Annotated in this window: 22 protein-coding genes, 1 tRNA gene, 1 other RNA gene and 1 riboswitch; of the genes, 16 read left to right on the forward strand and 8 right to left on the reverse strand. The window is 34.5% G+C overall.

What is annotated here, in order from left to right; all coding sequences use genetic code 11:
- Positions 1-115: 115 nt before the first annotated feature.
- The 3 genes from sohB to GQ594_RS01625 all read left to right on the forward strand — a co-directional run bounded on the left by sohB (position 116) and on the right by GQ594_RS01625 (position 4,795).
- Positions 116-1,225: a protease SohB gene (gene sohB, locus GQ594_RS01615; protein WP_160411160.1), complete on the forward strand. Its 1,110-nt coding sequence runs from the start codon at positions 116-118 to the stop codon at positions 1,223-1,225.
- Between the two features lie 243 nt (positions 1,226-1,468).
- Positions 1,469-3,169, forward strand: coding sequence for an aspartate-alanine antiporter (gene aspT / locus GQ594_RS01620; RefSeq protein ID WP_160411161.1), 1,701 nt, complete (start codon positions 1,469-1,471; stop codon positions 3,167-3,169).
- A 30-nt stretch (positions 3,170-3,199) separates the two neighbouring features.
- On the forward strand, positions 3,200-4,795 hold the full coding sequence (locus GQ594_RS01625) for a bifunctional aspartate transaminase/aspartate 4-decarboxylase (protein WP_160411162.1): 1,596 nt from the start codon (positions 3,200-3,202) through the stop codon (positions 4,793-4,795).
- 773 nt (positions 4,796-5,568) lie between these two features.
- Here GQ594_RS01625 and lysC read toward each other — a convergent pair.
- From lysC to mog, 3 genes are all read right to left on the reverse strand, one after another.
- Complete coding sequence (lysC, locus tag GQ594_RS01630) at positions 5,569-6,933, reverse strand: lysine-sensitive aspartokinase 3 (protein ID WP_160411163.1); 1,365 nt, start codon at positions 6,931-6,933, stop codon at positions 5,569-5,571.
- 75 nt (positions 6,934-7,008) lie between these two features.
- Positions 7,009-7,182, reverse strand: a riboswitch (Lysine riboswitch).
- Positions 7,183-7,297: 115 nt separating this feature from the next.
- On the reverse strand, positions 7,298-7,756 hold the full coding sequence (argR, locus tag GQ594_RS01635) for a transcriptional regulator ArgR (protein WP_160400367.1): 459 nt from the start codon (positions 7,754-7,756) through the stop codon (positions 7,298-7,300).
- A gap of 175 nt (positions 7,757-7,931) precedes the next feature.
- Positions 7,932-8,510: a molybdopterin adenylyltransferase gene (mog, locus tag GQ594_RS01640; protein ID WP_202112416.1), complete on the reverse strand. Its 579-nt coding sequence runs from the start codon at positions 8,508-8,510 to the stop codon at positions 7,932-7,934.
- Positions 8,511-8,714: 204 nt separating this feature from the next.
- Between mog and GQ594_RS01645 the strand changes: the two genes are divergently transcribed.
- Both GQ594_RS01645 and GQ594_RS01650 read left to right on the forward strand, forming a co-directional pair.
- Positions 8,715-9,659, forward strand: coding sequence for an ABC transporter ATP-binding protein (locus GQ594_RS01645; RefSeq protein ID WP_160400369.1), 945 nt, complete (start codon positions 8,715-8,717; stop codon positions 9,657-9,659).
- Positions 9,652-10,422 carry an ABC transporter permease gene (locus tag GQ594_RS01650; RefSeq protein ID WP_160411164.1) on the forward strand — a complete coding sequence of 257 codons (771 nt, stop codon included), beginning with the start codon at positions 9,652-9,654 and terminating at the stop codon, positions 10,420-10,422. The genes GQ594_RS01645 and GQ594_RS01650 overlap by 8 nt, the downstream gene beginning before the upstream one ends.
- 54 nt (positions 10,423-10,476) lie before the next feature.
- Here the strand turns inward: GQ594_RS01650 and GQ594_RS01655 are convergent, their stop codons facing one another.
- The 3 genes from GQ594_RS01655 to accB all read right to left on the reverse strand — a co-directional run bounded on the left by GQ594_RS01655 (position 10,477) and on the right by accB (position 13,027).
- A complete protein-coding gene (locus GQ594_RS01655; RefSeq protein WP_160411165.1) occupies positions 10,477-11,115 on the reverse strand; it encodes a bifunctional 4-hydroxy-2-oxoglutarate aldolase/2-dehydro-3-deoxy-phosphogluconate aldolase in 639 nt (212 codons plus the stop codon).
- A gap of 68 nt (positions 11,116-11,183) precedes the next feature.
- Positions 11,184-12,530, reverse strand: coding sequence for an acetyl-CoA carboxylase biotin carboxylase subunit (accC, locus tag GQ594_RS01660; RefSeq protein WP_160411166.1), 1,347 nt, complete (start codon positions 12,528-12,530; stop codon positions 11,184-11,186).
- Positions 12,531-12,562: 32 nt separating this feature from the next.
- Positions 12,563-13,027 (reverse strand): acetyl-CoA carboxylase biotin carboxyl carrier protein, encoded by a 465-nt coding sequence (gene accB, locus GQ594_RS01665; protein WP_160411167.1) that lies wholly within the window; start codon positions 13,025-13,027, stop codon positions 12,563-12,565.
- 374 nt (positions 13,028-13,401) lie between these two features.
- On the opposite strand from accB, the gene GQ594_RS01670 reads away from it, so the two are divergent.
- From GQ594_RS01670 to GQ594_RS01695, 6 genes are all read left to right on the forward strand, one after another.
- Positions 13,402-14,448, forward strand: coding sequence for a rod shape-determining protein (locus GQ594_RS01670; protein ID WP_160411168.1), 1,047 nt, complete (start codon positions 13,402-13,404; stop codon positions 14,446-14,448).
- A gap of 136 nt (positions 14,449-14,584) precedes the next feature.
- A complete protein-coding gene (gene mreC / locus GQ594_RS01675; protein WP_160411169.1) occupies positions 14,585-15,427 on the forward strand; it encodes a rod shape-determining protein MreC in 843 nt (280 codons plus the stop codon).
- A complete protein-coding gene (gene mreD / locus GQ594_RS01680; RefSeq protein WP_160411170.1) occupies positions 15,414-15,899 on the forward strand; it encodes a rod shape-determining protein MreD in 486 nt (161 codons plus the stop codon). The genes mreC and mreD overlap by 14 nt, the downstream gene beginning before the upstream one ends.
- 11 nt (positions 15,900-15,910) lie before the next feature.
- On the forward strand, positions 15,911-17,386 hold the full coding sequence (gene rng, locus GQ594_RS01685) for a ribonuclease G (RefSeq protein ID WP_160411171.1): 1,476 nt from the start codon (positions 15,911-15,913) through the stop codon (positions 17,384-17,386).
- Between the two features lie 52 nt (positions 17,387-17,438).
- Positions 17,439-18,896: a metalloprotease TldD gene (gene tldD, locus GQ594_RS01690; protein ID WP_160400378.1), complete on the forward strand. Its 1,458-nt coding sequence runs from the start codon at positions 17,439-17,441 to the stop codon at positions 18,894-18,896.
- Between the two features lie 32 nt (positions 18,897-18,928).
- Positions 18,929-19,624 (forward strand): DedA family protein, encoded by a 696-nt coding sequence (locus GQ594_RS01695; protein ID WP_160400379.1) that lies wholly within the window; start codon positions 18,929-18,931, stop codon positions 19,622-19,624.
- 1 nt (position 19,625) lies between these two features.
- On the opposite strand, the gene rnpB is transcribed toward GQ594_RS01695, so the two are convergent.
- Both rnpB and bamE read right to left on the reverse strand, forming a co-directional pair.
- Positions 19,626-20,013: RNase P RNA component class A (gene rnpB / locus GQ594_RS01700), an RNA gene on the reverse strand.
- A 134-nt stretch (positions 20,014-20,147) separates the two neighbouring features.
- Positions 20,148-20,510 (reverse strand): outer membrane protein assembly factor BamE domain-containing protein, encoded by a 363-nt coding sequence (gene bamE / locus GQ594_RS01705; RefSeq protein WP_160411172.1) that lies wholly within the window; start codon positions 20,508-20,510, stop codon positions 20,148-20,150.
- 408 nt (positions 20,511-20,918) lie between these two features.
- Here bamE and proQ point away from each other — a divergent pair, with 408 nt between their 5' ends.
- The 5 genes from proQ to prmB all read left to right on the forward strand — a co-directional run bounded on the left by proQ (position 20,919) and on the right by prmB (position 24,840).
- Positions 20,919-21,443 (forward strand): RNA chaperone ProQ, encoded by a 525-nt coding sequence (proQ, locus tag GQ594_RS01710; protein ID WP_160400381.1) that lies wholly within the window; start codon positions 20,919-20,921, stop codon positions 21,441-21,443.
- 9 nt (positions 21,444-21,452) lie between these two features.
- A complete protein-coding gene (gene prc / locus GQ594_RS01715) occupies positions 21,453-23,534 on the forward strand; it encodes a carboxy terminal-processing peptidase (RefSeq protein ID WP_160411173.1) in 2,082 nt (693 codons plus the stop codon).
- Between the two features lie 22 nt (positions 23,535-23,556).
- Positions 23,557-23,646: a cytochrome bd-I oxidase subunit CydH gene (cydH, locus tag GQ594_RS01720; RefSeq protein WP_160400383.1), complete on the forward strand. Its 90-nt coding sequence runs from the start codon at positions 23,557-23,559 to the stop codon at positions 23,644-23,646.
- Between the two features lie 71 nt (positions 23,647-23,717).
- A tRNA-Ser gene (locus GQ594_RS01725) sits at positions 23,718-23,805 on the forward strand.
- A 141-nt stretch (positions 23,806-23,946) separates the two neighbouring features.
- Entirely contained in the window at positions 23,947-24,840 is an 894-nt protein-coding gene (gene prmB / locus GQ594_RS01730) for a 50S ribosomal protein L3 N(5)-glutamine methyltransferase (protein WP_160411174.1), read from the forward strand.
- Positions 24,841-24,862 lie beyond the last annotated feature (22 nt).

Consider the following 24,862-nt stretch of genomic DNA (forward strand, 5'->3'; position numbering starts at 1 on the left):
AAATAATTTAAATTGCCGAATAAAGCGACAATTTTATCTTTATTAATTTTCGGCACAATCTACAATTATCTTGTTATAATAAACGGATTTCATTCAATCAAAGGATAATAGTTAAATGAATTGGTTTTCACAGTATTCACTTTTTTTAGCTGAAACAACAACAGTCGTTATTGCTATTTTAGCTGTGCTCATTTTTATATTAAGCCAACGCCGAAAATCTACAACAGCGACAGGGCGCTTATTAGTTAAAGATATTAGCCAAGAATATGAACAAGTCAAAGATGACATGTTGATGTCAAGCATGGACGAGCTAGAAGCTAAACTGTTTATGAAAGATCTTAAAAAACAGAAAAAGCTAGAAAAAAAACAGGCAAAATTAGCAGCGAAACAAAAAAAGAAACAAGTTAAAAATCAACAAAATTCTGACCAGCAAATAGCGCCAGATACATCATCAAAGCCTGCAGAAAGTAAAACCAATCAACAAGTCAAACCTAAATTGTTTGTATTATCTTTTAATGGCAGTATGGATGCTCATGAAGTTGAAGAATTACGCCAAGAAATCACTGCTGTATTAGCCGTGATTAAACCAGAAGACAATGTTGTTGTTAAACTTGAAAGTCCCGGTGGTGTGGTTCACGGTTACGGACTTGCGGCATCGCAATTATTACGGTTTAGACAACGCAACATTCCTTTCACTGCAGTGGTTGATAAAGTTGCTGCCAGTGGTGGTTATATGATGGCATGTACCGCACATAAAATTGTGGCAGCACCGTTTGCTATTGTGGGCTCAATTGGCGTTGTTGCGCAAATCCCTAACTTTAATCGCTTACTTAAAAAACATGATGTTGATATTGAGCTACAAACAGCAGGTGAGTATAAACGCACATTGACAATGTTTGGAGAAAACACGGATGAAGGTCGTCAAAAATTCAAACAAGAACTTGAAGAAACGCATCTTCTGTTTAAAGATTTTGTGAAAGAGTATAGACCAAATGTTGATATTGAACAAGTTGCTACAGGTGAACACTGGTTTGCAACACAAGCCAAAGACAAAGGCTTAGTCGATGAAATTAGTACGAGCGATGACTTTATTCTGTCTCACTTAGAAACACATAAAATTATTTCTGTTAGCTACCAACGTAAGCAAAAACTATCAGAAAGAATTTCTAAAAATGTAATAAAAAATGTTGAAAGATTATTCTTTAGACAAGAAAAAGGGCTGTAGACAGCCCTTTTTATTATGTTATGTATAAAACTCTATGAATAAATCATAACTTTTATTGAAATTCTTAAGCATTTTATCCCACTTTTTAACAATGATATTAATCGTTAAAACTGAATATCTATTCTTTAGTTTGCGGTTTAACATGTAAAAGTATTCATAATTCTTTATGAATATTATTTAAATCCCAAATATATCTTTTCAAATTCATTAAATCACAAATCATTGCGCTTAAGGACAATTATTATGTTTCAATGGCTTTCACAATGGATTTTAGATGGGCTTAAACACTCACCAGAAATTCTTTTATTTCTATCTTTAAGTTTAGGGTATTTAATTGGCGCTATTCGAATTGGAAAATTCCAACTTGGTGGCGTTGCGGGTTCATTACTTGTTGCTGTTGCATTAAGTGTTTTTGGTGTGACCATTGACGCTGGTGTTAAAGCTGTACTTTTTGCTCTCTTTATTTATGCTGTTGGTTTTGAAAGTGGTCCTCAGTTCTTTCGTTCGCTAGGGGTTAAAACCTTACGTGAAATCTTTTTAGCACTCTTTATTGCTGTTGTGGGGTTAATCACCGTTGTTATATTGTCTAAGTTATTTAATTTAGACAAAGGACTTGCTGCTGGTTTAGCGGCAGGCGGATTAACGCAATCGGCCATCATGGGTACCGCATCTGATGCATTAAGTCAACTTGGCTTAAGTGCAGAGGAGTTAAGTAAAATGCAGGCAAATGTCACCATTGGCTATGCTGTTACTTACATCTTTGGTTCGCTTGGTGCCATTATTGTGTGTGTTAACATTCTACCTAAAATAATGGGGAGTGATATTGGCGATGATGCAATGAAAGCACAAGCCGAACAACTTCATGGTTCACTTTTATTAGGTAGCAATCAGAATTTAGCTTTATCGGACGTTACAGGTCGTTTGTATCGTATCACCAATAAAATTAATCAAACTGTCGAACATATTGAAAAGACAATTAACGGGATTAGTATTGAACGTATCAAACGTGGCAATAAAATAATTGAAGCAACGCCAGAAACTTTACTCAAATCGAAAGATATCATTCTGGTTGTTGGTCACCGTGATGCCATGATTAGCGCGAGTGATCTACTTGGCGAAGAAATTAACTCAGCATCAGGTATGGATGTTGTGATGAGCACCCAAAATGTCGAAATGCGTAACACTCGTTATGTTGGGCAAAACCTATCTGACGTTTTATCATCTGACGAAGTGATGAAATTGAAACACGGTATCTATTTAATTGCGATACATCGTGATGGCATGCTTCTACCACTTAATAACGATATTAACTTAAAACTTGGTGATGTTATCACTGTTTATGGTAGCGCAGGTGATCTTAAACGTGTTGTTGATAAAATCGGGGCACCGATCGCCAAAAGTGATAAAACTGATTGGATATTCCATGGGTTAGGACTTGTTGTTGGTTTAATTATTGGCTTAATTGTGATTCGTGTCAGCAATATTCCAATTACTTTAGGTGCTGGTGGTGGTGCGCTTTTATCGGGTTTATTATTTGGTTGGTATCGCTCACTTCATCAAACTGTCGGTAATATTCCAACAGGTGCTGTGCAGTTATTAAAAGATTTTGGTTTGGCTGGTTTTGTTGCTGTCGTTGGTTTAAGTTCAGGACTACAAGCAATTCATACTATCCAAGAACAAGGCTTATCTTTGTTTTTAATTGGTGTTGTTGTAACGTTATTGCCAATGCTACTTGCGATTTATTTTGGTAAATATGTACTTGGTTATAAAAATGCCGCGGTATTTGCTGGTGCTTTAGCCGGTGCACGTAGCGCTAACCCTGCTTTTGGTGAAGTACTTAACAAAGCAGGCAACTCAACACCAACTAACTCTTTCGCTATTACCTATGCCCTTGCTAATGTCTTCCTAACATTATTAGGTCCATTGGTTGTTGCTTTCGTTTAATTGAAATATACATGATAAAGGATACAAATTATGAAAAACAAAACAGAATATGCAAAATATGCCAATTTAAGTCCTTTTGAACTTAAAGATAGCTTAATTGAGTTAGCACAAAGTCATGCTGATCGCGCTATGCTAAATGCAGGTCGTGGTAATCCAAACTTTCTTGCCACATGGCCACGTCAAGCCTTTTTCCAACTAGGTGTTTTTGCGACTCAAGAATCCGAAATGTCATTTTCATATTTAAATGAAGGTGTTGGTGGCATGCCAATCAAAGCGGGTTTAACAGGACGCTTTGAACATTTTGTCCGTCAAAACTATCACACTCCTGGAGTGGCATTTTTAGGAAAAGCATTTTCTTATATTCGCGATCAACTTGGACTTGATGAAAATGCCTTTCTACAAGAAATGGTCGAAGGTATTTTAGGGTGTAATTACCCCGTACCAGATAGAATGCTACACTTTAGCGAAGATGTCGTAAAATCCTATGTTTTACAACAAATGGGTGCTCAATATTTAGATCGCGATGATATTGACCTCTTTGCTGTTGAAGGTGGCACAGCAGCCATGGCTTATATTTTTAATTCAATGAAAGAAAACGGATTAATTGAAAAGGGCGATAAAATTGCTATTGGAGCGCCAATATTCACGCCTTATCTTGAAATTCCTGAACTTAACGATTACCAACTTGTTGAAGTGTTAATCAATTCTGATCCTAACTTAAATTGGCAATATCCTGAATCAGAACTACGAAAATTAGAAGATCCATCAATCAAAGCCTTTTTCGTTGTTAACCCATCAAACCCACCATCAGTTAAAATTGATGATAAAAGCTTAAAAATCATAGCCGACATTGTCAAAAAACGTCCTGAATTAATTATTCTAACTGATGATGTTTATGGTACATTTGCTGATGATTTCCAATCCCTATTTGCGATATGCCCAAAAAATACCATCTTAGTTTATTCATTTTCGAAATATTTTGGAGCAACAGGTTGGCGTTTAGGTGTTATTGCAACGGCACGTGATAATGTCATAGACAACACCATTAAAGCACTACCAAACAAAACTAAACAGATCTTAAACAAACGCTATAGCTCAATTGTTACTGATCCTGAAAATCTAAAATTTATCGATCGTTTAGTGGCTGATAGTCGTGCGGTTGCTTTAAACCATACTGCAGGGCTTTCAACTCCGCAACAAGTACAGATGGTATTATTTGCCTTATGCGAAATGATGGATAGCGATCAAAGTTATAAGAACGCATTAAAATCATTAATCCGTCGCCGTGCAGCATCACTTTATCAACATTTAGGTATGCAACATAAAACGGATGAAAACAGCGTAGACTACTACACATTAGTTGACTTAGAGCATATTTGCCGAGAGTTATATGACGACAAATTCGCAAAATGGATCCTAAAAAATAAAAATCCATCTGAAATGCTATTTAGAATTGCCGACGAAGCGGGTGTAGTGCTATTACCAGGTAAAGGATTTGCCGTACAACACCCATCAGCCCGAGCATCGTTAGCGAATTTAAATGAATACCAATATGCCGCAATTGGCTTATCAATGCGCAAATTGGCCGAGGAATATTACGCAGAATATAAAGCAAAAAACAAATAACTAAATAGTTATACTAATAACCCACACAAAACCCTAGGCAATCTAGGGTTTTTATTTACTAAATCAAACATGACTTCGTTATTTATAATAAAAACCAACAAAAGCCTTATAAAAATCGGTCAGGAAATGCATTGATTTTATTCAAGTTTTTATTTTTCAAAAATAAAGCCATTTATCGAATAAAAATCACTGTCTTGGCAGGCAACTCGATCAACGGCTTTAACGAATTATGCATTGTCGTCCATTTACTTGCAATAACAAACGGGTTTGCTATTTTTATGGATTAACTTTAGGACCATACCCCCAACCTAACATATGTGGTATGTATTGTTCTGTATGACTATTTTCATCATAAGAGACACTCGTGTCATCTTCATCATCGCTATAAACACCAACAAAGTCTTTTAAATCACCTAATTCTGGAATTGGAACTAATTAATCAGTTGAAACTATTTCATCATTTTTAACATAAGTGATACGCCAAACTAATTCTTTAGCTGCTTCAGCTCCATATAAATTATCAGCTAATACTTCTAACGGTTTTAAAAGGGAAGTGATATCACCACAAAAAACGGTTGTGATTTTATTAATTTTTTTGCTTTAGAATGTGTCAACAACAGACTAGTTTAGCGAACCAAAGAGGAGGCTAGACTATGCGTTTTGGGAAGCAAATCATAGCCAGTGCAGAAGACCAAAATCTGGTGTCTAGTAATCGCACTGACCGTATTCTTCAGTCAAAAAATAGACGTTAAAAGTATTCTCTTTTTCTAATATTATTGTTCGAAAATTGTTTTATGTAGAATTTTAATAATTGATTCAGCATCATTACTTTTTGCTAATAGGCAAATATTGTGAGTACTTGCCCCATAGCAACAAAGTCTAATAATAAAATCATCTAACACACCAAATACTTCTTTTGGTATACCTTTTGTTGAAGTTAGGTTGTTTCCAATTATCGCAATTAGTGCTAAGTCTTCTTCTACTGTTACATTACAAACTTTTGATAGTTCGTTAAATAATTCTTTTGTTAATAAACTACTACCGTTGGTATTAGTGCCTGTGGTATCAATAGTTAATGCGATACTTACTTCTGATGTGGTTACTAAATCAACCGAAATATTATGTTCAGCTAATATTTTAAATACATTAGCTAGAAAACCTTGAGCATGAAGCATATTTAAACTAGTTAGTGTTAATAATGTTTGTTTGCGACGTAGTGCTAAAGCTCTAAATGTGGGTAATTTAGATGTAATACTGTTTGTGTTGTAAACAATTGTTCCTCCTTCTTGAGGCGCTTTGCTTGAACCAACAAAAACTGGGATATTGCTACGTACTGCTGGCACTAATGTTGCTGGATGTAACACTTTTGCACCAAATGTTGCCATTTCGGTCGCTTCGGCAAAAGATATTTCATCAATACGTTTAGCCGCTGGGGTAATGCGAGGGTCATTAGTATAAATTCCTGAAACGTCAGTCCAAATGTCAATTTGAGTTGCATTTAATGCTTCACCTAATAACGCAGCTGTATAGTCGCTCCCACCACGCCCTAATGTCGTGGTTTTACCAGAGTTTTCACTACCAATAAATCCTTGTGTTACAATGATCCCCTGATTGTTTAGCGATTTTAAATGTGCACAGCAAAGTTGTTTAATATCTTCAATTTTAGGTGTGGCTTTACCAAATTTATTATCGGTGCGTAGAACTTTACGGACATCAAACCATGTAGCATTTTTTTGTTTTTCTTTCAATATTTCGACAAATAGCTTTGAAGACATCATTTCACCGTGGCTAACAAGCTCATCAGTTAATGCTGGTGATGTAGCTAAACTTGCAGCTTCAGACAAAGAGGCTATATTAGCTATAATTTTGTCAATTTCATTTCGTAGCTCGGGGTTTTCAGGTAGTTGTTCTAAAATGTTGTATTGGATCGATTGAATTTTGGCAATATGTTGAGATCGAACATCGGCATCACGACCTTCTGCTAATGCGACTAATAAATTTGTCACACCTGCAGATGCCGATAGCACTACAACTTTTACGTTAGAATTAGCGATTACAATATTAGCGCTATTTACCATTGATGGATAATCGGCAACGCTAGTACCACCAAATTTGGCAATTATAAATGATGTTTCCATGAATTCCTCATATTAAAAATTTTTATTTTTAACAGAGTTAGAGCGGTAGTGTCCTGTTTACGATTAAAAAAGCACAGACCATGAAGCGCTCCACCTGTTAAGGTGACAACCCAAGGGATTCAGCCCTTGCAGTCGATTTGATAGCTTCTGGATTGACTATCAAATCTCGGCATTACATCCCCTAGATCATTTATTAGTGGTTCCAGTCCCTAAAATGATTTACCTGAGTAATGCACCTCTTCGTTTTTGTAATTTCAGTTATGAAATTATCATCATATAAGATTAACGATTTTGTTTTTTGTGTCAATAGGTTAAAAATTAAAAAATTATTTGTTCATAATATGATTCTAACAAAATAGAAAACCTATAATTCTTGTTCAAACAATTCAATAATGGTTTGATATAATTTTTTTACCGTACATTCTTTAGTTGGTGTACTAAAAATTGTGTCATCACCAGCAATTGAACCTAAGATTCCTTTTGATTTACCAATTGAGTCTAGTAATCTAGCTATGAGTTGGGCTGCGCCAGGGCTAGTACGTGTTACTACCATTGAGCTATTAAAATCAATATCAATTACTAAATTTTTTAATGGACTACTCGTTGTTGGTATGCCAAGTTCCGCTGGTAAACAATAAACCATTTCAGATTTCGCATTTCGGGTTCTCACTGCACCAAATTTAGTTAGCATGCGTGAAACTTTAGATTGATTGATATTGTCAAAACCTTGCTCTTGTAAGGCTTGTACGATTTCTACTTGTGAACTAAACGTCTCTTGACGAAGCATCTCTTTAAATGTTTTAGTAAGATCGGCTTGTTTCATAATGTTCCTTGGTTTTTAATTTTTTACTGTTTTTGTGCTAATTTGTGTATTTATGATCATGATATTTGTAATCAAATCTGTGTCTGTGTGTTATTCAAACTAAAATAGTTACTATTTTTGATAGCATTAGTAACAATCTATAATATAGATAATTATGCGTTAAATTTGCATAAAATTAAAGATTTGATTTTATTGCTTCCTTAGGTCGAAAAGATTTAACTATTTGATCATGGGTTTCAATATAGGGGCCTTCTAAAAGTTGTATACAATAAGGAACACTGGCAAAGATACCGCTAACAATTACATTACCTTGATTATCCTTAACTCCTTCAAGTGTTTCTTTAATTGATTTTGGTCTACCAGGTAAGTTTATGATTAAACATTTTTTGCGAATAACACCAACTTGTCTTGATAAAATTGCGGTTGGTACAAAATGTAAACTGATTTGCCGCATTTGTTCTCCATACCCGGGCATTACTCGATCCGCGATTGCTAATGTTGCATCTGGTGTTACATCTCTAATTGCAGGGCCTGTACCGCCAGTGGTTAAAATTAAATGGCAATGTAGATTATCAACAAGTTCACATAATGTTTTTTCAATGACTACCTGTTCATCAGGAATAATATAATTTTTGGTTGTAAATGGTGTTTTTAATGCGGTTTGTAACCATGAAATTAAAGATGGTATACCTTCGTCTTGGTAAATGCCGTTTGAAGCTCTATCTGATACTGAGATTAACCCAATTTTAAACATGATATTTATTCCTTAAGAAGGTAATAACACTCAGTTCAAAATCGAAACCAAACTGCTAATACCTCTAATGTCTAATTAATAATATGTGTTAATTTATTGATATAAGTAAGACTAAAATTTTTTGTAATAATTGGTTATATTGTCTGTTCTTTTAACATGATATCATACTATTCAAATAACAATTTATTCTATTAAGGTATATTCATGCCACTAATTCCTGCGCTTGAGTTGATCTCACTCAAAAAAATCTATAAAAATGGTGTAGTAGCTTTAAAAGGCATCGATTTGACTGTCGAGGCGGGAGATTTTTATGCTTTGTTAGGACCAAATGGTGCTGGAAAATCAACAACTATCGGTATTATTAGTTCATTAGTGACTAAATCCTCAGGACAAGTTAAAATTTTTGGACATGACTTAGATACTGATGTTGTAAATGCAAAAAGACAATTAGGATTAGTGCCGCAAGAATTTAATTTTAATCAATTTGAAGAAGTGCTACAAATAGTTACTAATCAAGGTGGTTATTATGGCTTGCATCGTAAGCTTGCATTAGAACGTGCTGAAAAGTATTTGCGAGTTTTAGATTTATGGGATAAACGTCACAGCCGAGCTAGTATGTTATCAGGTGGTATGAAAAGGCGATTAATGATAGCTAGAGCCCTTGTTCACGAGCCGAAATTATTGATTCTTGATGAACCAACTGCCGGTGTTGATATTGAATTACGCCGTTCTATGTGGGATTTTCTACGTGAAATAAATCGTCAAGGTATCACAATTATTTTAACCACCCATTATTTAGAAGAAGCCGAAATGTTGTGTCGAAATATCGGTATTATTCAAAGCGGTCAATTGATAGCAAATTCATCAATGCGTGAGCTTTTGGCAAAAAGTCAATCTGAAACTATTGTTATTGATTATATTCCAATACCTAAACGGATTGAATTAAAGGATTATAATTATTCTGATGTTGAACAAGGTATGTTAGAAGTAAAAGTAGATAAACAACATGGATTAAATCAGTTATTTGAGCAACTAAATCAACAAAATATTAAAGTGATCAGCGTACGAAATAAAGCAAATCGGTTAGAAGAGTTATTTGTTGATTTGTTGCATAATGAGAACAAACAAAAGGAAAGTATTAATGAATAATTTATACTGGATTGCTTTAAAAAGTATTTGGCGTAAAGAAGTAACACGATTTTTAAGAATTTGGATCCAAACTCTAATCCCCCCCGTTATTACGATGTCACTTTATTTTATTATTTTTGGTAACTTAATTGGTTCTCGTGTTGGTGATATGGGAGGTTTTAGCTATATGGCTTTCATTGTGCCAGGTTTAATAATGATGTCTGTTATCACTAATTCTTATACTAATGTCTGTTCATCCTTTTTTAGTGCTAAGTTTCAACGTAATATTGAAGAATTATTAGTGGCGCCTGTTCCAACTCACATTCTTATTTTGGGATATGTGGGGGGAGGGGTGATGCGTGGTATTTTAACTGGTATTTTAGTTACTATTGTATCGTTATTTTTTGTTCGTTATGAAGTGCATTCCTGGTTATTTATTATATGCATATTATTACTGACCTCGATTCTGTTTTCATTGGCTGGTTTACTAAATGCAGTCTTTGCCAAGACATTTGATGATATAAGTCTTATTCCAACGTTTGTGTTAACACCATTAACTTATCTCGGTGGTGTTTTTTATTCAATTTCTATGTTACCAATATTTTGGCAATGGCTATCAAAAATTAATCCAATCGTTTATATGATTAACGGTTTTCGTTATGGCTTTTTGGGGGTGACAGATGTACCGTTATGGATCACTTTTTTGATGCTAATTTTGTTTGTGACCCTACTTTATGTTATTGCATGGCGACTTATTGAAAATGGGCGAGGATTGAGAAGCTAATAAAGTAGATCATTAGTAGTTATCCGCCGATATTGTATCGGCGGAGTATAAGGGTTATTGTGCACCAGTAATGGCTTCTTTTGCCATTTCAGTAATTTTAGCAAAATCACCTTTTGCAATTGCATCTGTTGGAATAAACCAAGTTCCACCCACGCATAGTACATTATCTAGAGCCAAATAATCACGGTAGTTTTTAGGATTTACACCGCCAGTAGGGCAAAACTTCATGTATCCACAAGGGCCAGAAAATGCTTTTAATGCTGCAACACCACCATTGATTTCAGCTGGGAAGAATTTTAATGCTGTTAGGCCATATTCTTGCGCTGTTAATAGTTCTGAAATAGTTGCAATACCAGGAATAACAGGGATAGGACCTTCAACTGCAGCTTTTAAAATAGTATCAGTAATTCCCGGTGTAATAACAAACTCAACTCCTGCTTCAGTAACCTGTTTTAGTTGTTCAACACTAGTAACTGTTCCTGCTCCTACAACTGCTTCAGGAACTTCTTTAATGATTTTCTTTATTGCATCAATCGCACAAGCCGTTCTTAGTGTCACTTCCAGTACTTTTACTCCACCAACAATTAGAGCTTTGGCAAGAGGTACAGCATCTTCAATTCTTTCAATGACAATAACCGGAACAACAGGCCCCATGGTTAAAATTTCTTCAGCGCTTTTTTTCCAATTTTTCATTTATTTCTATTTATACCTTATTTATAATTAAATATAACAATAATCCCTAATAAATAGGGATTACTTTGTTACTCATAAATGCCTAGTTTTTTTTCTAAATAATGAATATTCGTGCCACCTTTTTGGAAACCTTCATCATTCATAATTTCAATATGGAGATCAATATTGGTTTTGATACCGTCAATAACTAGTTCAGCTAATGCATTTTTCATACGAGCAATGGCAACTTTACGGGTTTCACCATAAGAAATCAATTTACCAATCATTGAATCATAGTAAGGAGGAACAGTGTAACCAGCATAAATATGTGATTCCCAACGAATTCCAAGACCACCTGGAGCGTGGAAACGCATAATTTTTCCTGGTGATGGCATAAAGTTTTTTGGATCTTCGGCATTAATTCTACATTCGATAGCATGACCTTTGATTTCAATATCACTTTGTTTGATCGAGAGAGGTTTTCCTGCAGCAATTAAAATTTGTTCTTTTATTAGATCAACGCCGGTTATCATTTCGGTAACCGGATGCTCTACTTGAATACGAGTATTCATCTCAATGAAATAAAACTCACCATTTTCAAATAAGAATTCGAATGTTCCTGCACCACGATAGCCAATCTCAATACATGCTTTAACGCAACGTTCGCCAATAAATTTACGCATTTTGGGAGTAATACCAACAGCCGGCGCTTCTTCAACAACTTTTTGATGACGTCTTTGCATTGAACAATCCCGTTCGCCTAAATAAACGGCATTACCTTGTCCATCAGAGAGAACCTGAATTTCAATATGACGAGGGTTTTCAAGGAATTTTTCCATGTAAACCATATCGTTACTAAAAGCTGTTTTCGCTTCTAGCTTGGTCATTTTGATTGATTGTTCAAGATCTTTTTCTTCACGAACAATTCGCATACCACGACCACCACCGCCTCCAGAAGCTTTGATGATAACAGGATATCCAATCTGTTTTGCTATTTGTTTATTGGTTTCGATATCATTACTTAAAGGACCATCAGAACCAGGTACACAAGGAACCCCTGCTTTTTTCATGGCATGAATTGCAGATACTTTATCTCCCATTAAACGAATTGTATCCGGTTTTGGGCCAACAAAAATAAAGCCAGAACGTTCAACTTGTTCGGCAAAATCTGCATTTTCAGATAAAAATCCGTATCCAGGATGAATTGCTGCTGTTCCTGTTACTTCAGCAGCAGAAATTAATGCAGGAATATTGAGGTAACTTTTAGAGGAAGCTGCTGGACCAATGCAGACAGTTTCATCTGCAAGCAGTACATGTTTTAAATCTTTATCTGCCGAGGAATGAACTGCGACAGTTTTAATTCCAAGTTCTTTGCATGCTCTCAAGATACGCAGAGCAATTTCCCCACGATTAGCAATAAGAATTTTATCAAGCATATCCAATCTCTTAATTTATAAATTAGTTTATATCATTCAATAATGAATAGTGGCTGATCAAATTCAACTGGTTGACCATTTTCAACTAATATAGCTTTAATTGTACCGGCTTTTTCTGATTCAATTTGGTTCATCATTTTCATAGCTTCAACAATGCAAAGCACATCACCAACATTTACAGTTTGTCCTACTTCGACAAAAGCTTTCGATTCTGGGCTTGGTGTGCGATAAAACGTTCCTACCATTGGTGATTTTATGGTTACGCCTGTAGACACAATATTATCTGAATTTGTGACAACTTCTTCAGTTCGTGTACTTGGTGCCATAACGATCGGAGAAGATTGAGGAATTTGAATATTTTGTATTGGTGCTGAATAGTTTGTTGTAGGTACAGAACGACTAATTCTAACTGATTCTTCACCTTCAGAAATTTCAATTTCTGAAATACCTGATTCTTCAACTAGTTCAATTAATTTTTTAATTTTGCGTATATCCATGAATTACACCGTGTTTATTTGATATAAGTAACAATTATTTAATGCACCCCTAATATCTTAAAAGCAATCTTTTAACGAGATAATTAAGGCAGTAACTCAACATTAACGGGAGAGCATACACTGTAAAACTGATTTTGTCATTATATATCTCATTTACAAACACTTGTTATACTATTTTCTAGGTATTATTTTATAATTGCGATACAATGGTAGACCTAAATTACTATTAAGGTTGGTCATGGTTTAAAAGGATTAAATAACGTTTTATTTAATTCAACTAATAAAGTTGAAAATATATATTTTTTGATTCCATGGTTTGTTTTTAAAAACTTAAATATACTTAAGCAAGATTAATTTTAGGAAGAGTTTTTATTATGTTCAAAAAAGTTCGTGGCTTGTTTTCAAATGATTTATCGATAGATTTAGGTACTGCAAATACACTTATTTATGTAAAAGGACAAGGTATTGTATTAAACGAACCTTCAGTTGTAGCGATTCGTCAAGATCATCGTACAGGAACACCTAAAAGTGTTGCAGCTGTTGGGCATGCTGCGAAACAAATGTTAGGGAGAACACCTGGTAACATTGCAGCTATTAGACCAATGAAAGATGGTGTTATTGCTGATTTTTCAGTTACTGAAAAAATGTTACAGTATTTTATTCGCCAAGTTCATAGTCATGGTTTTTTAAGACCAAGCCCACGAGTACTTGTTTGTGTTCCTGTTGGTGCTACACAAGTTGAACGTCGTGCAATTCGTGAGTCTGCATTAGGCGCAGGGGCTCGTGAGGTGTATTTAATTGAAGAACCAATGGCTGCAGCTATCGGTGCAGATTTACCTGTGTCTGCACCAACAGGTTCGATGGTAGTTGACATTGGTGGTGGAACGACTGAAGTTGCTGTTATTTCATTAAATGGTGTCGTTTATTCTGCATCTGCACGTATTGGTGGTGACAGATTTGATGAGGCTATTATTAATTATGTTCGTCGCAATTATGGTGCATTAATCGGTGAGGCAACTGCCGAAAAAATAAAACATTTTATTGGTAGTGCTTATCCGGGTGATGAAGTACTTGAAATTGAAGTTCGTGGTCGTAATCTTGCCGAAGGCGTTCCCCGTAGCTTCACTTTAAACTCTAACGAAATCTTAGAGGCATTACAAGAACCTTTAAGTGGTATTGTGAGTGCAGTTAAAGTTGCATTAGAACAATGTCCTCCTGAACTTGCTTCTGATATCTCAGAGCATGGCATGGTTTTAACTGGGGGGGGAGCTTTATTACGTAATATTGATAAGTTATTGTCAGCAGAAACAGGTATTCATGTCGTTGTTGCAGAGGATCCTCTAACATGTGTTGCTAGAGGTGGTGGTAAAGCTCTAGATATGGTTGATATGCATGGCGGTGATTTATTTAGTGAAGATTAATTGCTACTTCATTATGAATTAGTTTTATATGCATGAAACGTCAGTAATAATATTTCATATTTTCTGCCGACATAGTCGGTAGAGTCATATCTTGAAATAATTGGATCTTGAGCATAAAACAGGTAAGTACTGGACAATGAAATTACTTTTTTCTAAACGTTCGCCTCTTAGTGTACAACTATTTACTTTTTTGGCATTAGCTTTGATGCTAATTATATTAGATATCAATTATCGTCCATTTAGAGAAATTCGTTATTATTTAGATACTATTATTTCACCTATTTATTATATTTCCAATGCGCCAAAGTCTTCACTTGATTCTCTTTATGAGATGTCAAAAACACGAGAAACTTTAATTAATGAAAATACAAAATTGCATACAGAATTATTACAACAAAAAAATGATTTATTACTGCTAGAGCATCTAAAACACGAAAATACTAGGCTTCGCCAATTACTTGGTTCCCCATTAAGACCTGATGAACATAAAATGGCTGCACAGGTGTTGATGGTAGATACTGATCCTTATGTTTACCAATTTGTTGTAAATAAAGGTACACAAGATGGCGTTTATGTTGGCCAACCTGTAGTTGATGAAAAAGGTATAATAGGGCAAATCTATAAAACAGCGCAATCAACGAGCCGTGCGATTTTAGTGTGTGATTACCAACACGCAATTCCAGTGAAAGCTCTTAAAAATGATATTGGTATGATCGCAGTAGGTAATGGATGTGGTAATGATTTGACATTGGAGTTTTTGCCTAATAACGTTGATATAAAAGTAGGTGATGTTTTAGTCACTTCAGGACTTGATGGACGTTTTCCTGAAGGATATCCAGTAGCAATAGTAAGTTCAGTAAAGCTTGATATTAATGATTCAACTCCTATTATTTCAGCTACTCCAACAGCAGATTTGAAACGTTTACGTTATTTATTGTTATTGTGGGGAAATCAAGGAGTGAAAAATGATGGCACGTAATAGAATACTAATTATTTGGATAACACTATTAATTGGTTTATGTTTACAAATAATCCCTTGGTCATCACCATACAACATGTTTAAACCTCATTTGCTGATGCTCTTTTTCGCTTATTGGTTTATTGCTCTTCCCCACCGAGTTGGGATTGGCACAGCTTTTGTATTTGGATTTATTGTGGATCTTTGCTCAGGTTCAATCCTTGGTATCCATGCTTTTATTTATTCATTTATTGCTTATTTGCTTATTTTTCGGTTTCAGTTGATACGCAATTTGGCACTATGGCAACAGTCGTTTATTATTTTTGGTATTTCGATATGCTATAGTTTTTTAGTATTTTTATTCCAAGTAAGTATTTATCATACTATAACAATATCACCTTTAATTTTATTATCAAGCTTTGTCGATGGGTTGCTATGGATTTTTGTCTATCTATTTTTGCGATTAATAAGAAGAAATTTTTCTATTAATTAAAAGGGAATTTTATGTCTGTTGAATTATTAATGAATATAACGCCATCAGAAACTCGTGTTGCTTATATTGAAGACGGTGTGTTGCAAGAAATTCATGTTGATCGCGAATCTAGACGTGGTATTGTTGGAAATATCTATAAGGGTAAAGTAATCCGTATTTTGCCTGGAATGCAGGCTGCATTTGTAGATATTGGTCTTGATAAAGCTGCTTTTTTGCATGCTTCAGATATTATGCCACATACTGAGTGTGTATCTGATACGGAACAAGAACAATTTCAAGTTAAAGATATCTCTGAACTAGTTCGCCAAGGACAGGATTTAATGGTGCAAGTGGTTAAAGATCCTCTTGGAACAAAAGGCGCTAGGCTTACAACTGATATTACTTTGCCATCGCGTTATTTAGTTTTAATGCCTGGGCCAAATTCTGCGCATGTAGCAACTTCGCAACGAATAGAAAGTGAACAAGAGCGTGAAAGATTAAAATGTATTGTTGAGCAATATGTAACTTCTGAAGGTGGTTTTATTGTCAGAACTGCAGCAGAAGGTGCTAATGCACATGAGTTAGAACAGGATGCCAATTTTTTAAAACGCCTTTGGGCTAAAATTCAAGAGCGTATGGCTCGCCCAGTAAGTAAAAATCTAGTTTATGGTGAATTGGCATTATCACAACGTGTATTACGAGATTTTGTTGGCGATCCCATAGAGAGGATCTTAGTTGATTCAAAATTAACCTATGATTTATTGGTCGATTTTACTCAAGAATTTATGCCAGAAGTGACCAGTAAATTATCACATTATCGTGGTAGTATACCGATTTTTGATCTTTATGATACTGAAAATGAGATTCAAAGAGCGCTAGATCGTAAAGTTAAATTAAAGTCAGGCGGATATTTAATTATTGATCAAACTGAGGCAATGACAACAATTGATATCAATACTGGTGCATTTGTGGGACATCGAAATTTAGAAGAAACAATTTTTAATACCAATATTGAAGCGACCATTGCTATTGCTCGTCAGTTACGATTACGCAATTTAGGTGGTATTATTATTATCGACTTTATTGATATGCAAGAGGATCTGCATCGTGAGAGAGTATTAAAATCACTCCAAGATTCCTTATCTAAAGATAGGGCGAGAACTACTGTTAATTTATTTTCGACTTTAGGTTTAGTTGAAATGACACGTAAACGAACACGTGAAAGCATAGGACATATTCTATGTGAGGAATGTCCAGCATGTAAAGGTCGTGGTATGGTTAAATCAGTCGAAACTGTTTGTAATGAAATTTTACGTGAGATAGTTCGTGTTTATAAGGCTCACCACTCGGAGTATTTTTTGGTTTATGCATCTGCTTCTGTGGCTAATGCTTTAACTAATGATGAGTCTCATGCCTTAGCTGAAGTTGAGGTGTTTGTGGGTAAACGTGTTGAAGTAAAAGTTGAACCACTCTATATTCAAGAACAATACGATGTTGTATTAATGTAGAAACAATATTTTATAAAATATCTTTTATCTACAATTAGAATTTAAGGAATTTATGATACTAGCTCAAGTGAGTGAACGACTACTCAATTCAAACAATCTAAGCCAACAAGATCTTTTACATTTTCTTGATATGTTGAGTTCAAGGAAAATTGATTTTGGTGATTTGTATTTTTTATCTGGTTATTATGAAAATTGGTTACTCGAAGATGGTATTATAAAAAATGCCTCATTTCACCGAGACCAAGGTGTTGGGGTTAGAGCTGTTGTCGGTGAAAAAACGGGGTTTGCTTATACTGATCAACTTTCATTAGTGAGGTTAGAGCAAAGTATATTAGCAGCAAATTCAATAACAAAAACACAAATCCCTATCAAAGTAACTTCATTTAAATCAGTTCAAATGGCACCAATATACCCATCAATAAATCCGATCAATTTGTTTTCTCAAGAACAAAAAATTGCTTTATTGTGGCAAGTTGATCAATTAGCTCGATCCATCGATCCTAGAGTTGTTGAAGTTTCAGCTAGTTTAACGGGAAGTTATGAAGATATTTTAATAGTAGCAACGGACGGTACTTTATGTGCTGATATTCGTCCTTTGGTTCGTCTATCCATTTCAGTTTTAGTTGAAAAAGATGGTAAACGTGAACGTGGCAGTAATGGTGGTGGTGGCCGATTTGGGTATGAATATTTCTCAACAATCAACCCGAAAACATCAGAGAGTTATGCTGATAGTTACGTACGAGAAGCCGTGCGACAAGCACTTATTTCTCTTTCAGCTAAAGACGCACCAGCAGGAACAATGCCCGTTGTTTTAGGTTCTGGTTGGCCTGGTGTATTGTTACATGAAGCTGTAGGACATGGCTTAGAAGGCGATTTTAACCGTAAAAATAGTTCAGTTTTTTCAGGTAAAGTTGGTGAAAAAGTCACTTCAGAAGTTTGTACTATTGTTGATGATGGCACAATTAAAAATCGTCGAGGATCACTATCTATTGATGACGAAGGTACACCAAGCCAAAAAACAGTGCTTATTGAAAATGGTATTTTAAAAAGCTATATGTTTGATAAACTCAATGCAAAATTGATGAATACGTATTCAACGGGTAATGGTCGCCGCGAAGGATATGCTTGCTTACCTATGCCTAGAATGACTAATACCTATATGTTGGCGGGAAGCTCTTCCTTTGATGATATTATTAGTAGTGTTGATTATGGTCTTTATGCTCCTAATTTTTCAGGAGGACAAGTAGATATCACTTCCGGTAAGTTTGTGTTTTCAACTTCAGAGGCTTACTTGATTAAAAAAGGTAAAATAACAACACCAATTAAAGGTGCGACGTTAATCGGTTCTGGCATTGAAACGATGCAGCAAATATCTATGGTAGGTAATGATCTAGTATTAGACCCTGGTGTAGGTGTGTGTGGTAAAGCAGGACAGAGTGTGCCTGTTGGAGTTGGGCAACCTACTTTAAAGGTAGATAGTTTAACTGTTGGTGGTACCATTAACCACTAATAACAATAACATTAATGGGATATTTAAACTAGATGGAAACAATAATTACACTTTATCATGCTTTTGTTAGCATGGATATTGCAACTCTTTCAAATCCTAATGTCTTATGGGTATTATATGGCATGTTGTTTACTATTATTCTTTTAGAAAATGGGGTGTTACCAGCAGCTTTTTTACCTGGAGACAGTCTGTTATTTTTAACAGGGGTATTAATTAGCCAAAATGTTTTTCATTTTGGTTTAATCAATTTTATTTTAATTGCTGGTGCAGCTTTAGGTACTTGGTTAGGTTATGCTCAAGGGTTGTGGCTTGGTAATACTAAGCTGGTCCAAGGTTGGATGGCGCATATACCTGAAAAATATCATCATAAATCTGAAGTATTATTCCATAAATATGGATTACAAGCGCTATTTATTGGGCGATTCATTGCTTTCGTACGTACGTTATTACCAATGATGGCGGGATTATCAGGATTACATAGTCGAAAATTCCATATCTATAATTTGATCAGCGCAACATTATGGATTTTTTTGATTGTAACATTAGGTTATTTGTTTGGATTATCACCAATTTTCAAAGAATATGAAAAGCAAATTATGTCTCTACTAATGTTAATACCTGTCTTTTTATTGGTGTTAGGGTTGATATTTTCAGTTTTCCTTGCTGTTAAACGTTCATTAAGCAATAAAAAACAATCTAAATCTACATCAAATAATAAAAAGAAGTAGAAAGTGAAATTAACCGATAAGCCGGGTTCTGTCGTGGACAATCATTCCTCTAGGCTAATACTCACGCATTAGCTCAAGCAGTCTACCCGGATTCAACGCGGGCCACGCCAATGAATCCCTATTTGACCTTGCTCCGAGTGGAGTTTACCATGCCACAACTGTTACCAATTGTGCGGTGTGCTCTTACCACACCCTTTCACCCTTACCTGATCTTATAAATAAGCCATCGGCGGTTTACTCTCTGCTGCACTAGTCGTGAATTTTAGTTCTCACCAAAACTCCCCAGGCGTTACCTGGCACTCTGCCCTATGGAGCCCGGACTTTCCTCCCCCTTATTTGTCACTTTTAATAAAGGACAGCAATAAAGCAGCGATTGTCTGGTTAATTTCGTTGACAAGTATATAACCTAAAGTGCAATTTTGTCTATAATTATGTGTTTACTAAGAAATAGAAGTGAATAAAAATGAAATAGTAAATGGATAGTACATCATCAAGATGTACTATAAAAAGGGCTTTAATTTAATCACCATTTTTTCTGCTTTTGATTTTCGTCATAATTAAACCAGGTTACTACGCCTTTAGATATGATAATATCGAGTTTTCCTTCAAAAATATTATATTGTGTTTCACCAATTAACATATGACTGGTTGAACTTTTTTTTGTATACTGATATGTCCATTGAGTTTCGTTACTATTAATAGTAGTTTTATTTGTAGGTTCGCCAAATATAGATAAAATTTGGGATTCTGTTGATGAACCTTCAACAATTTTACTTACTTTTTCGTTACTAAGAGGTGTGCCTTTTTCAATAAAATTTTTTTGTGTGCACGCCGATAGTGTGATTATAAAACATATTAAAATAAGGAAATTTTTTATATTTTTCATTGTATGATTGCCTGTTGCATTATAGGTTATATGAAATGAGAATTGATAATAGCATATGTTTGATAACGTTTAATATGATGGTGGCGAAAAAGGAACTGGAAAAATTATTACATCAATGTTATTCCTTAATTTTTTATTTTACAATATTGTATAATTTATATTAGCTATTAAATTTTACTTCTATTTCATTTTTTAATTTTTCTTAGTTATAAAAATCTATGCTATGTTTTTGTATTATTATATAAAGTTATCAAATTATTTAGTCTCAGATGCGAAGATAAGATATTTTTATAAATATCGTTCAAAATTTTATACTGTTTTTAATAAACAAAAAAAAGATAATTAGTGTTATTATATAAGCTACGATATACTTTAATTTTAGTAAATTTAGTTGCTATGGGATAGTCAATGGAAGCTCAGTTTAAATTAACAAATAGTAAAGAAATTATTGCTTATTTAGCTCAACAATACCCGAATTGCTTTACCGTTGAAGGTGAGGCTAAACCATTAAAAATTGGAATTTTTCAAGATGTCATCTCTCGTCTGGATAATAGTGAAGTACTTAGTAAAACTAAACTTCGTGCTGCATTGCGTGCATACACAATGAGTTGGCGCTATTTACATAGTATAAAAGAAGGGTATAGTCGTGTTGATTTAGATGGCAATCCTCATGAAATTATCAATCAAGAACAAATGGAGCATGCTCAACAACAATTAAAAGAGAGTAAAGAAAAGGCTAAAATACGGTTTAAAGAACGTGCAAAAGAAAGCCGTAAAATTACTACTCTAAAAATTGGTGATTTTGTTAAAGTTATTGTAGGTAATAAACCTATAAAAGTGCAAATCATTAATATTGAAAAAGAGCATATTAAAGTAAAGGTTGGTGTGGGGATGGAGTTAACGGTTAAACCTGAACATATTATCAATAAGTAGAGAATTTGAATGAATAAATTACTGAAAGGTATTACACTTGGTCTTATTTTGGGTATTATTAGTCAAAATATTCAGGCAAAATCGAATACTAAAGAACAAATTCCCGTTTTGAAGCAAGATGAAATCCACCAAGTTGTAGCCAAACGTGTGACTAATTTTTTTACTCAATCACATTATCGTAATTTTGCTCTAGATGGTGCTTTTTCTGCTCAAATTTTTGATCGTTATTTCAAATTATTAGATGGAAATAAATCCATATTTATTCAAAGTGATGTTGATAGTTTTCGAGATCGACAAGAGTTATTAGGTCAGGAATTAGTTAATGGTAATTTAAATACGGCTTATGACATCTATAATCGTTTTTTACTAAAACGTTATAATCGTTATCAATATGCTCTTGACGTTTTACAGCGACCTATGGATTTTTCTACGAATGATGAAGTTGATTTCAATCGTGAAGAAATTGCATGGCCGACTTCTGAAACGGAACTCAATGCCTATTGGGATAAACGAGTTAAATATGATGAGCTAAGTTTATCATTATCAGGAAAAGATGAAAAACAGATCCGTGAAGTATTAACTAAACGTTACAATCGTGTTCTAAAAACGATAATACAATCAAACAATGAAGATGCTTTTCAAGTATTTATGAATGCATTCGCAAGAGAGATTGATCCTCACACTAGTTATTTAGCACCGCGCAAAAAACGAGATTTTGATTCTGAAATGAGTTTATCATTTGAAGGGATTGGTGCAACATTAAGTCAGCAGGATGATTATACTACAATTATGTCTTTTGTAACGGGAGGACCGGCTGAAAAAAGTAAGCTACTTAGCATCGGAGACAAAATTATTGGTGTAGGTCAAAAAGAGTCGGCAATTGAAGATGTTATTGGTTGGCGTTTAGATGATATTGTCGATAAAATACGTGGTCCCAAAGGCACTGTTGTGAAATTAGAAATTTTACCCGCGGGTAATAATAGTAAGACGAAAGTAATTGAACTTACTCGTGATAAAATTCATTTTGAAGATCGTGAAGCGAAATTAAAAATTTTTGATAATCAACGTGGTAGAGTAGGGGTTATTGAAATACCAAGCTTTTATATGGGACTAACCGAAAAAGTTAAAACTCTTTTACAGAAAGCAAATAAAGAAAATTTGCAAGGTTTAGTTATTGATTTACGAGATAATGGTGGTGGTTCCTTAGCCGAGGTTATTGCTTTAACTGGTTTAGTTATTGATAGTGGACCTGTTGTTCAGGTTCGTGATAATTTACAAAAGGTTATTACATATAACGACCGAAATAAAGGTATTGAATATACTGGACCTCTCGTTGTTATGATTAATCGTTACAGCGCTTCAGCATCAGAAATATTTTCTGCTGCTATGCAAGATTATGGTCGTGCACTAATTGTTGGTGAGACGACTTATGGTAAAGGAACTGTACAAACATCTCGTAATATTTCTTATCCAGTTGATGCAAGATTACACCCAAATTGGCCTGAACTAGGTGGTGCTCAGTACACTATACAGAAATTTTATCGTATCAACGGAGGTAGTACACAGTTAAAAGGAGTTGACCCCGACATTGAAATGAATAAAGTGAAATATGTTGATGAGACAGGTGAACGATTCCTAGACAATGCATTGCCTTGGGACAAAATTCCTTCAGCTGACTATTTAACTCTTGCCAACATTAAGCCATTACTACCTTATTTAGAATCACAACATTTGGCTAGAATTTCAAAAAATTCTGAGTTTATCTATATTGATGAAGATATTAAAAGGTTTAATGATAGAAAAGATCATCAATATGTTATCTCTCTTAATAAGAAAAAACGAGAATTAGAACAAAAAACTAATGAAGAACGTGATTTAACAAGAATGAATGAACGTTTAAAGAAAGCAGGCTTACCATCAATTACTAAATTAGATGATTTACCTAAAGATTACAAACAACCTGATGCTTACTTAGATGAATCAATTGAGATACTCCTAGATTTTGCTCCTAATTACCCAAAAATTGAAAGCAATAAACCTATTAGTGAAATTATTTCGTTCGATTCGCCAATCGAAAAAGCTAATCAATAAAAAAATAATTGGAGATAATAACATGTGTTCGAATTTAAAATATGCATTGCTCACAACCGTTGGTATACTAGCTATTTTAGCCATATTTGGTATTATTGTTTGTATGCATTAAAAAAGCTTGATTAATTACCTTGTGATTATTATAGTATGCAGCCTGCTTAACAAAGCAGGCTCTAATAATTAGGTGAGGTGTCCGAGTGGTTGAAGGAGCACGCCTGGAAAGTGTGTATACGGCAACGTATCAAGGGTTCGAATCCCTTCCTCACCGCCATATTTGGTTGTTGAAAGATAGAGCTATCAAGTTTATATCACTATAAGACTAGCTAACTAGATTACTTTAATAGTTTACAATTTTTAGAGTCGTTATCAATGATCAACAATACCTCCCTCTCCTTAATCGTTTGGAGCCATTATGGAAAACTTACGCACAGTTCAAGACTTTATACGCTGGACTGCATCGCAACTTAGTCTATCAAATGTCTTTTTAGGCCATGGTACAGATAATCCTATTGATGAAGCTAAACAATTAATTTTAGCTACGTTAGGATTATCGTTGCTTATTCCTGAAGAATTTTACTCTGCAAATTTAACTAATGATGAAAAAAATCAACTTGTTGATATTATACAGAAACGGGTTAACGATCGTGTACCAACACCTTATTTAACTAACCAAGCTTGGTTTTGTGGACATGCTTTTTATGTTGATGAGCGTGTATTAATTCCCCGTTCGCCTATCGGTGAGCTAATTGATAACCATTTTGAGCAGATAATATTAACAGAGCCTAAAAATATTTTAGATCTATGTACTGGTAGTGGTTGTATAGGTATTGCTTGTGCTTATGAGTTTGCTGATGCTCAAGTTGACATAACTGATATTTCATTAGAAGCATTAGATATAGCCCAAACAAATATTGAGTTGCACGAAATGGATTTTCAGGTTACTCCTATCTTGTCAAATTTATTTGATGATGTACCTGAAAAACAATATGATCTTATTGTCTCTAATCCACCTTATGTTGATAGTGAAGATATGAGTGATTTACCAGATGAGTTTTTATATGAACCTAAATTAGCATTAGAGGCGGGCTTTGATGGTTTAGATCTTGTAAAAAAAATTTTACGAGATGCGATAGATTATTTAACACCAGCAGGTATATTAGTTTGTGAAGTCGGTAATAGTTGGGTTAGCTTACAACAACAATATCCTGATGTTCCTTTTAATTGGATAGAATTTGAACGTGGTGGATTGGGCGTATTTTCTATCACACGTGAAGAACTGATTCAATATCATTACTGTTTTAATTAAGTTATTTTTAATCATTGGAATA

The sequence above is a fragment of the Gilliamella sp. Pra-s52 genome, assembly GCF_009795805.1.
GTDB lineage: Bacteria > Pseudomonadota > Gammaproteobacteria > Enterobacterales > Orbaceae > Gilliamella.

Excerpts from the sequence above, each read along its gene's own strand:
- sohB (WP_160411160.1), top strand. The coding sequence starts at position 116 with ATGAATTGGTTTTCACAGTATTCACTTTTTTTAGCTGAAACAACAACA.
- aspT (WP_160411161.1), top strand. The coding sequence starts at position 1,469 with ATGTTTCAATGGCTTTCACAATGGATTTTAGATGGGCTTAAACACTCA.
- GQ594_RS01625 (WP_160411162.1), top strand. The coding sequence starts at position 3,200 with ATGAAAAACAAAACAGAATATGCAAAATATGCCAATTTAAGTCCTTTT.
- lysC (WP_160411163.1), bottom strand. The coding sequence starts at position 6,933 with ATGGAAACATCATTTATAATTGCCAAATTTGGTGGTACTAGCGTTGCC.
- argR (WP_160400367.1), bottom strand. The coding sequence starts at position 7,756 with ATGAAACAAGCCGATCTTACTAAAACATTTAAAGAGATGCTTCGTCAA.
- mog (WP_202112416.1), bottom strand. The coding sequence starts at position 8,510 with ATGTTTAAAATTGGGTTAATCTCAGTATCAGATAGAGCTTCAAACGGC.
- GQ594_RS01645 (WP_160400369.1), top strand. The coding sequence starts at position 8,715 with ATGCCACTAATTCCTGCGCTTGAGTTGATCTCACTCAAAAAAATCTAT.
- GQ594_RS01650 (WP_160411164.1), top strand. The coding sequence starts at position 9,652 with ATGAATAATTTATACTGGATTGCTTTAAAAAGTATTTGGCGTAAAGAA.
- GQ594_RS01655 (WP_160411165.1), bottom strand. The coding sequence starts at position 11,115 with ATGAAAAATTGGAAAAAAAGCGCTGAAGAAATTTTAACCATGGGGCCT.
- accC (WP_160411166.1), bottom strand. The coding sequence starts at position 12,530 with ATGCTTGATAAAATTCTTATTGCTAATCGTGGGGAAATTGCTCTGCGT.
- accB (WP_160411167.1), bottom strand. The coding sequence starts at position 13,027 with ATGGATATACGCAAAATTAAAAAATTAATTGAACTAGTTGAAGAATCA.
- GQ594_RS01670 (WP_160411168.1), top strand. The coding sequence starts at position 13,402 with ATGTTCAAAAAAGTTCGTGGCTTGTTTTCAAATGATTTATCGATAGAT.
- mreC (WP_160411169.1), top strand. The coding sequence starts at position 14,585 with ATGAAATTACTTTTTTCTAAACGTTCGCCTCTTAGTGTACAACTATTT.
- mreD (WP_160411170.1), top strand. The coding sequence starts at position 15,414 with ATGATGGCACGTAATAGAATACTAATTATTTGGATAACACTATTAATT.
- rng (WP_160411171.1), top strand. The coding sequence starts at position 15,911 with ATGTCTGTTGAATTATTAATGAATATAACGCCATCAGAAACTCGTGTT.
- tldD (WP_160400378.1), top strand. The coding sequence starts at position 17,439 with ATGATACTAGCTCAAGTGAGTGAACGACTACTCAATTCAAACAATCTA.
- GQ594_RS01695 (WP_160400379.1), top strand. The coding sequence starts at position 18,929 with ATGGAAACAATAATTACACTTTATCATGCTTTTGTTAGCATGGATATT.
- bamE (WP_160411172.1), bottom strand. The coding sequence starts at position 20,510 with ATGAAAAATATAAAAAATTTCCTTATTTTAATATGTTTTATAATCACA.
- proQ (WP_160400381.1), top strand. The coding sequence starts at position 20,919 with ATGGAAGCTCAGTTTAAATTAACAAATAGTAAAGAAATTATTGCTTAT.
- prc (WP_160411173.1), top strand. The coding sequence starts at position 21,453 with ATGAATAAATTACTGAAAGGTATTACACTTGGTCTTATTTTGGGTATT.
- cydH (WP_160400383.1), top strand. The coding sequence starts at position 23,557 with ATGTGTTCGAATTTAAAATATGCATTGCTCACAACCGTTGGTATACTA.
- prmB (WP_160411174.1), top strand. The coding sequence starts at position 23,947 with ATGGAAAACTTACGCACAGTTCAAGACTTTATACGCTGGACTGCATCG.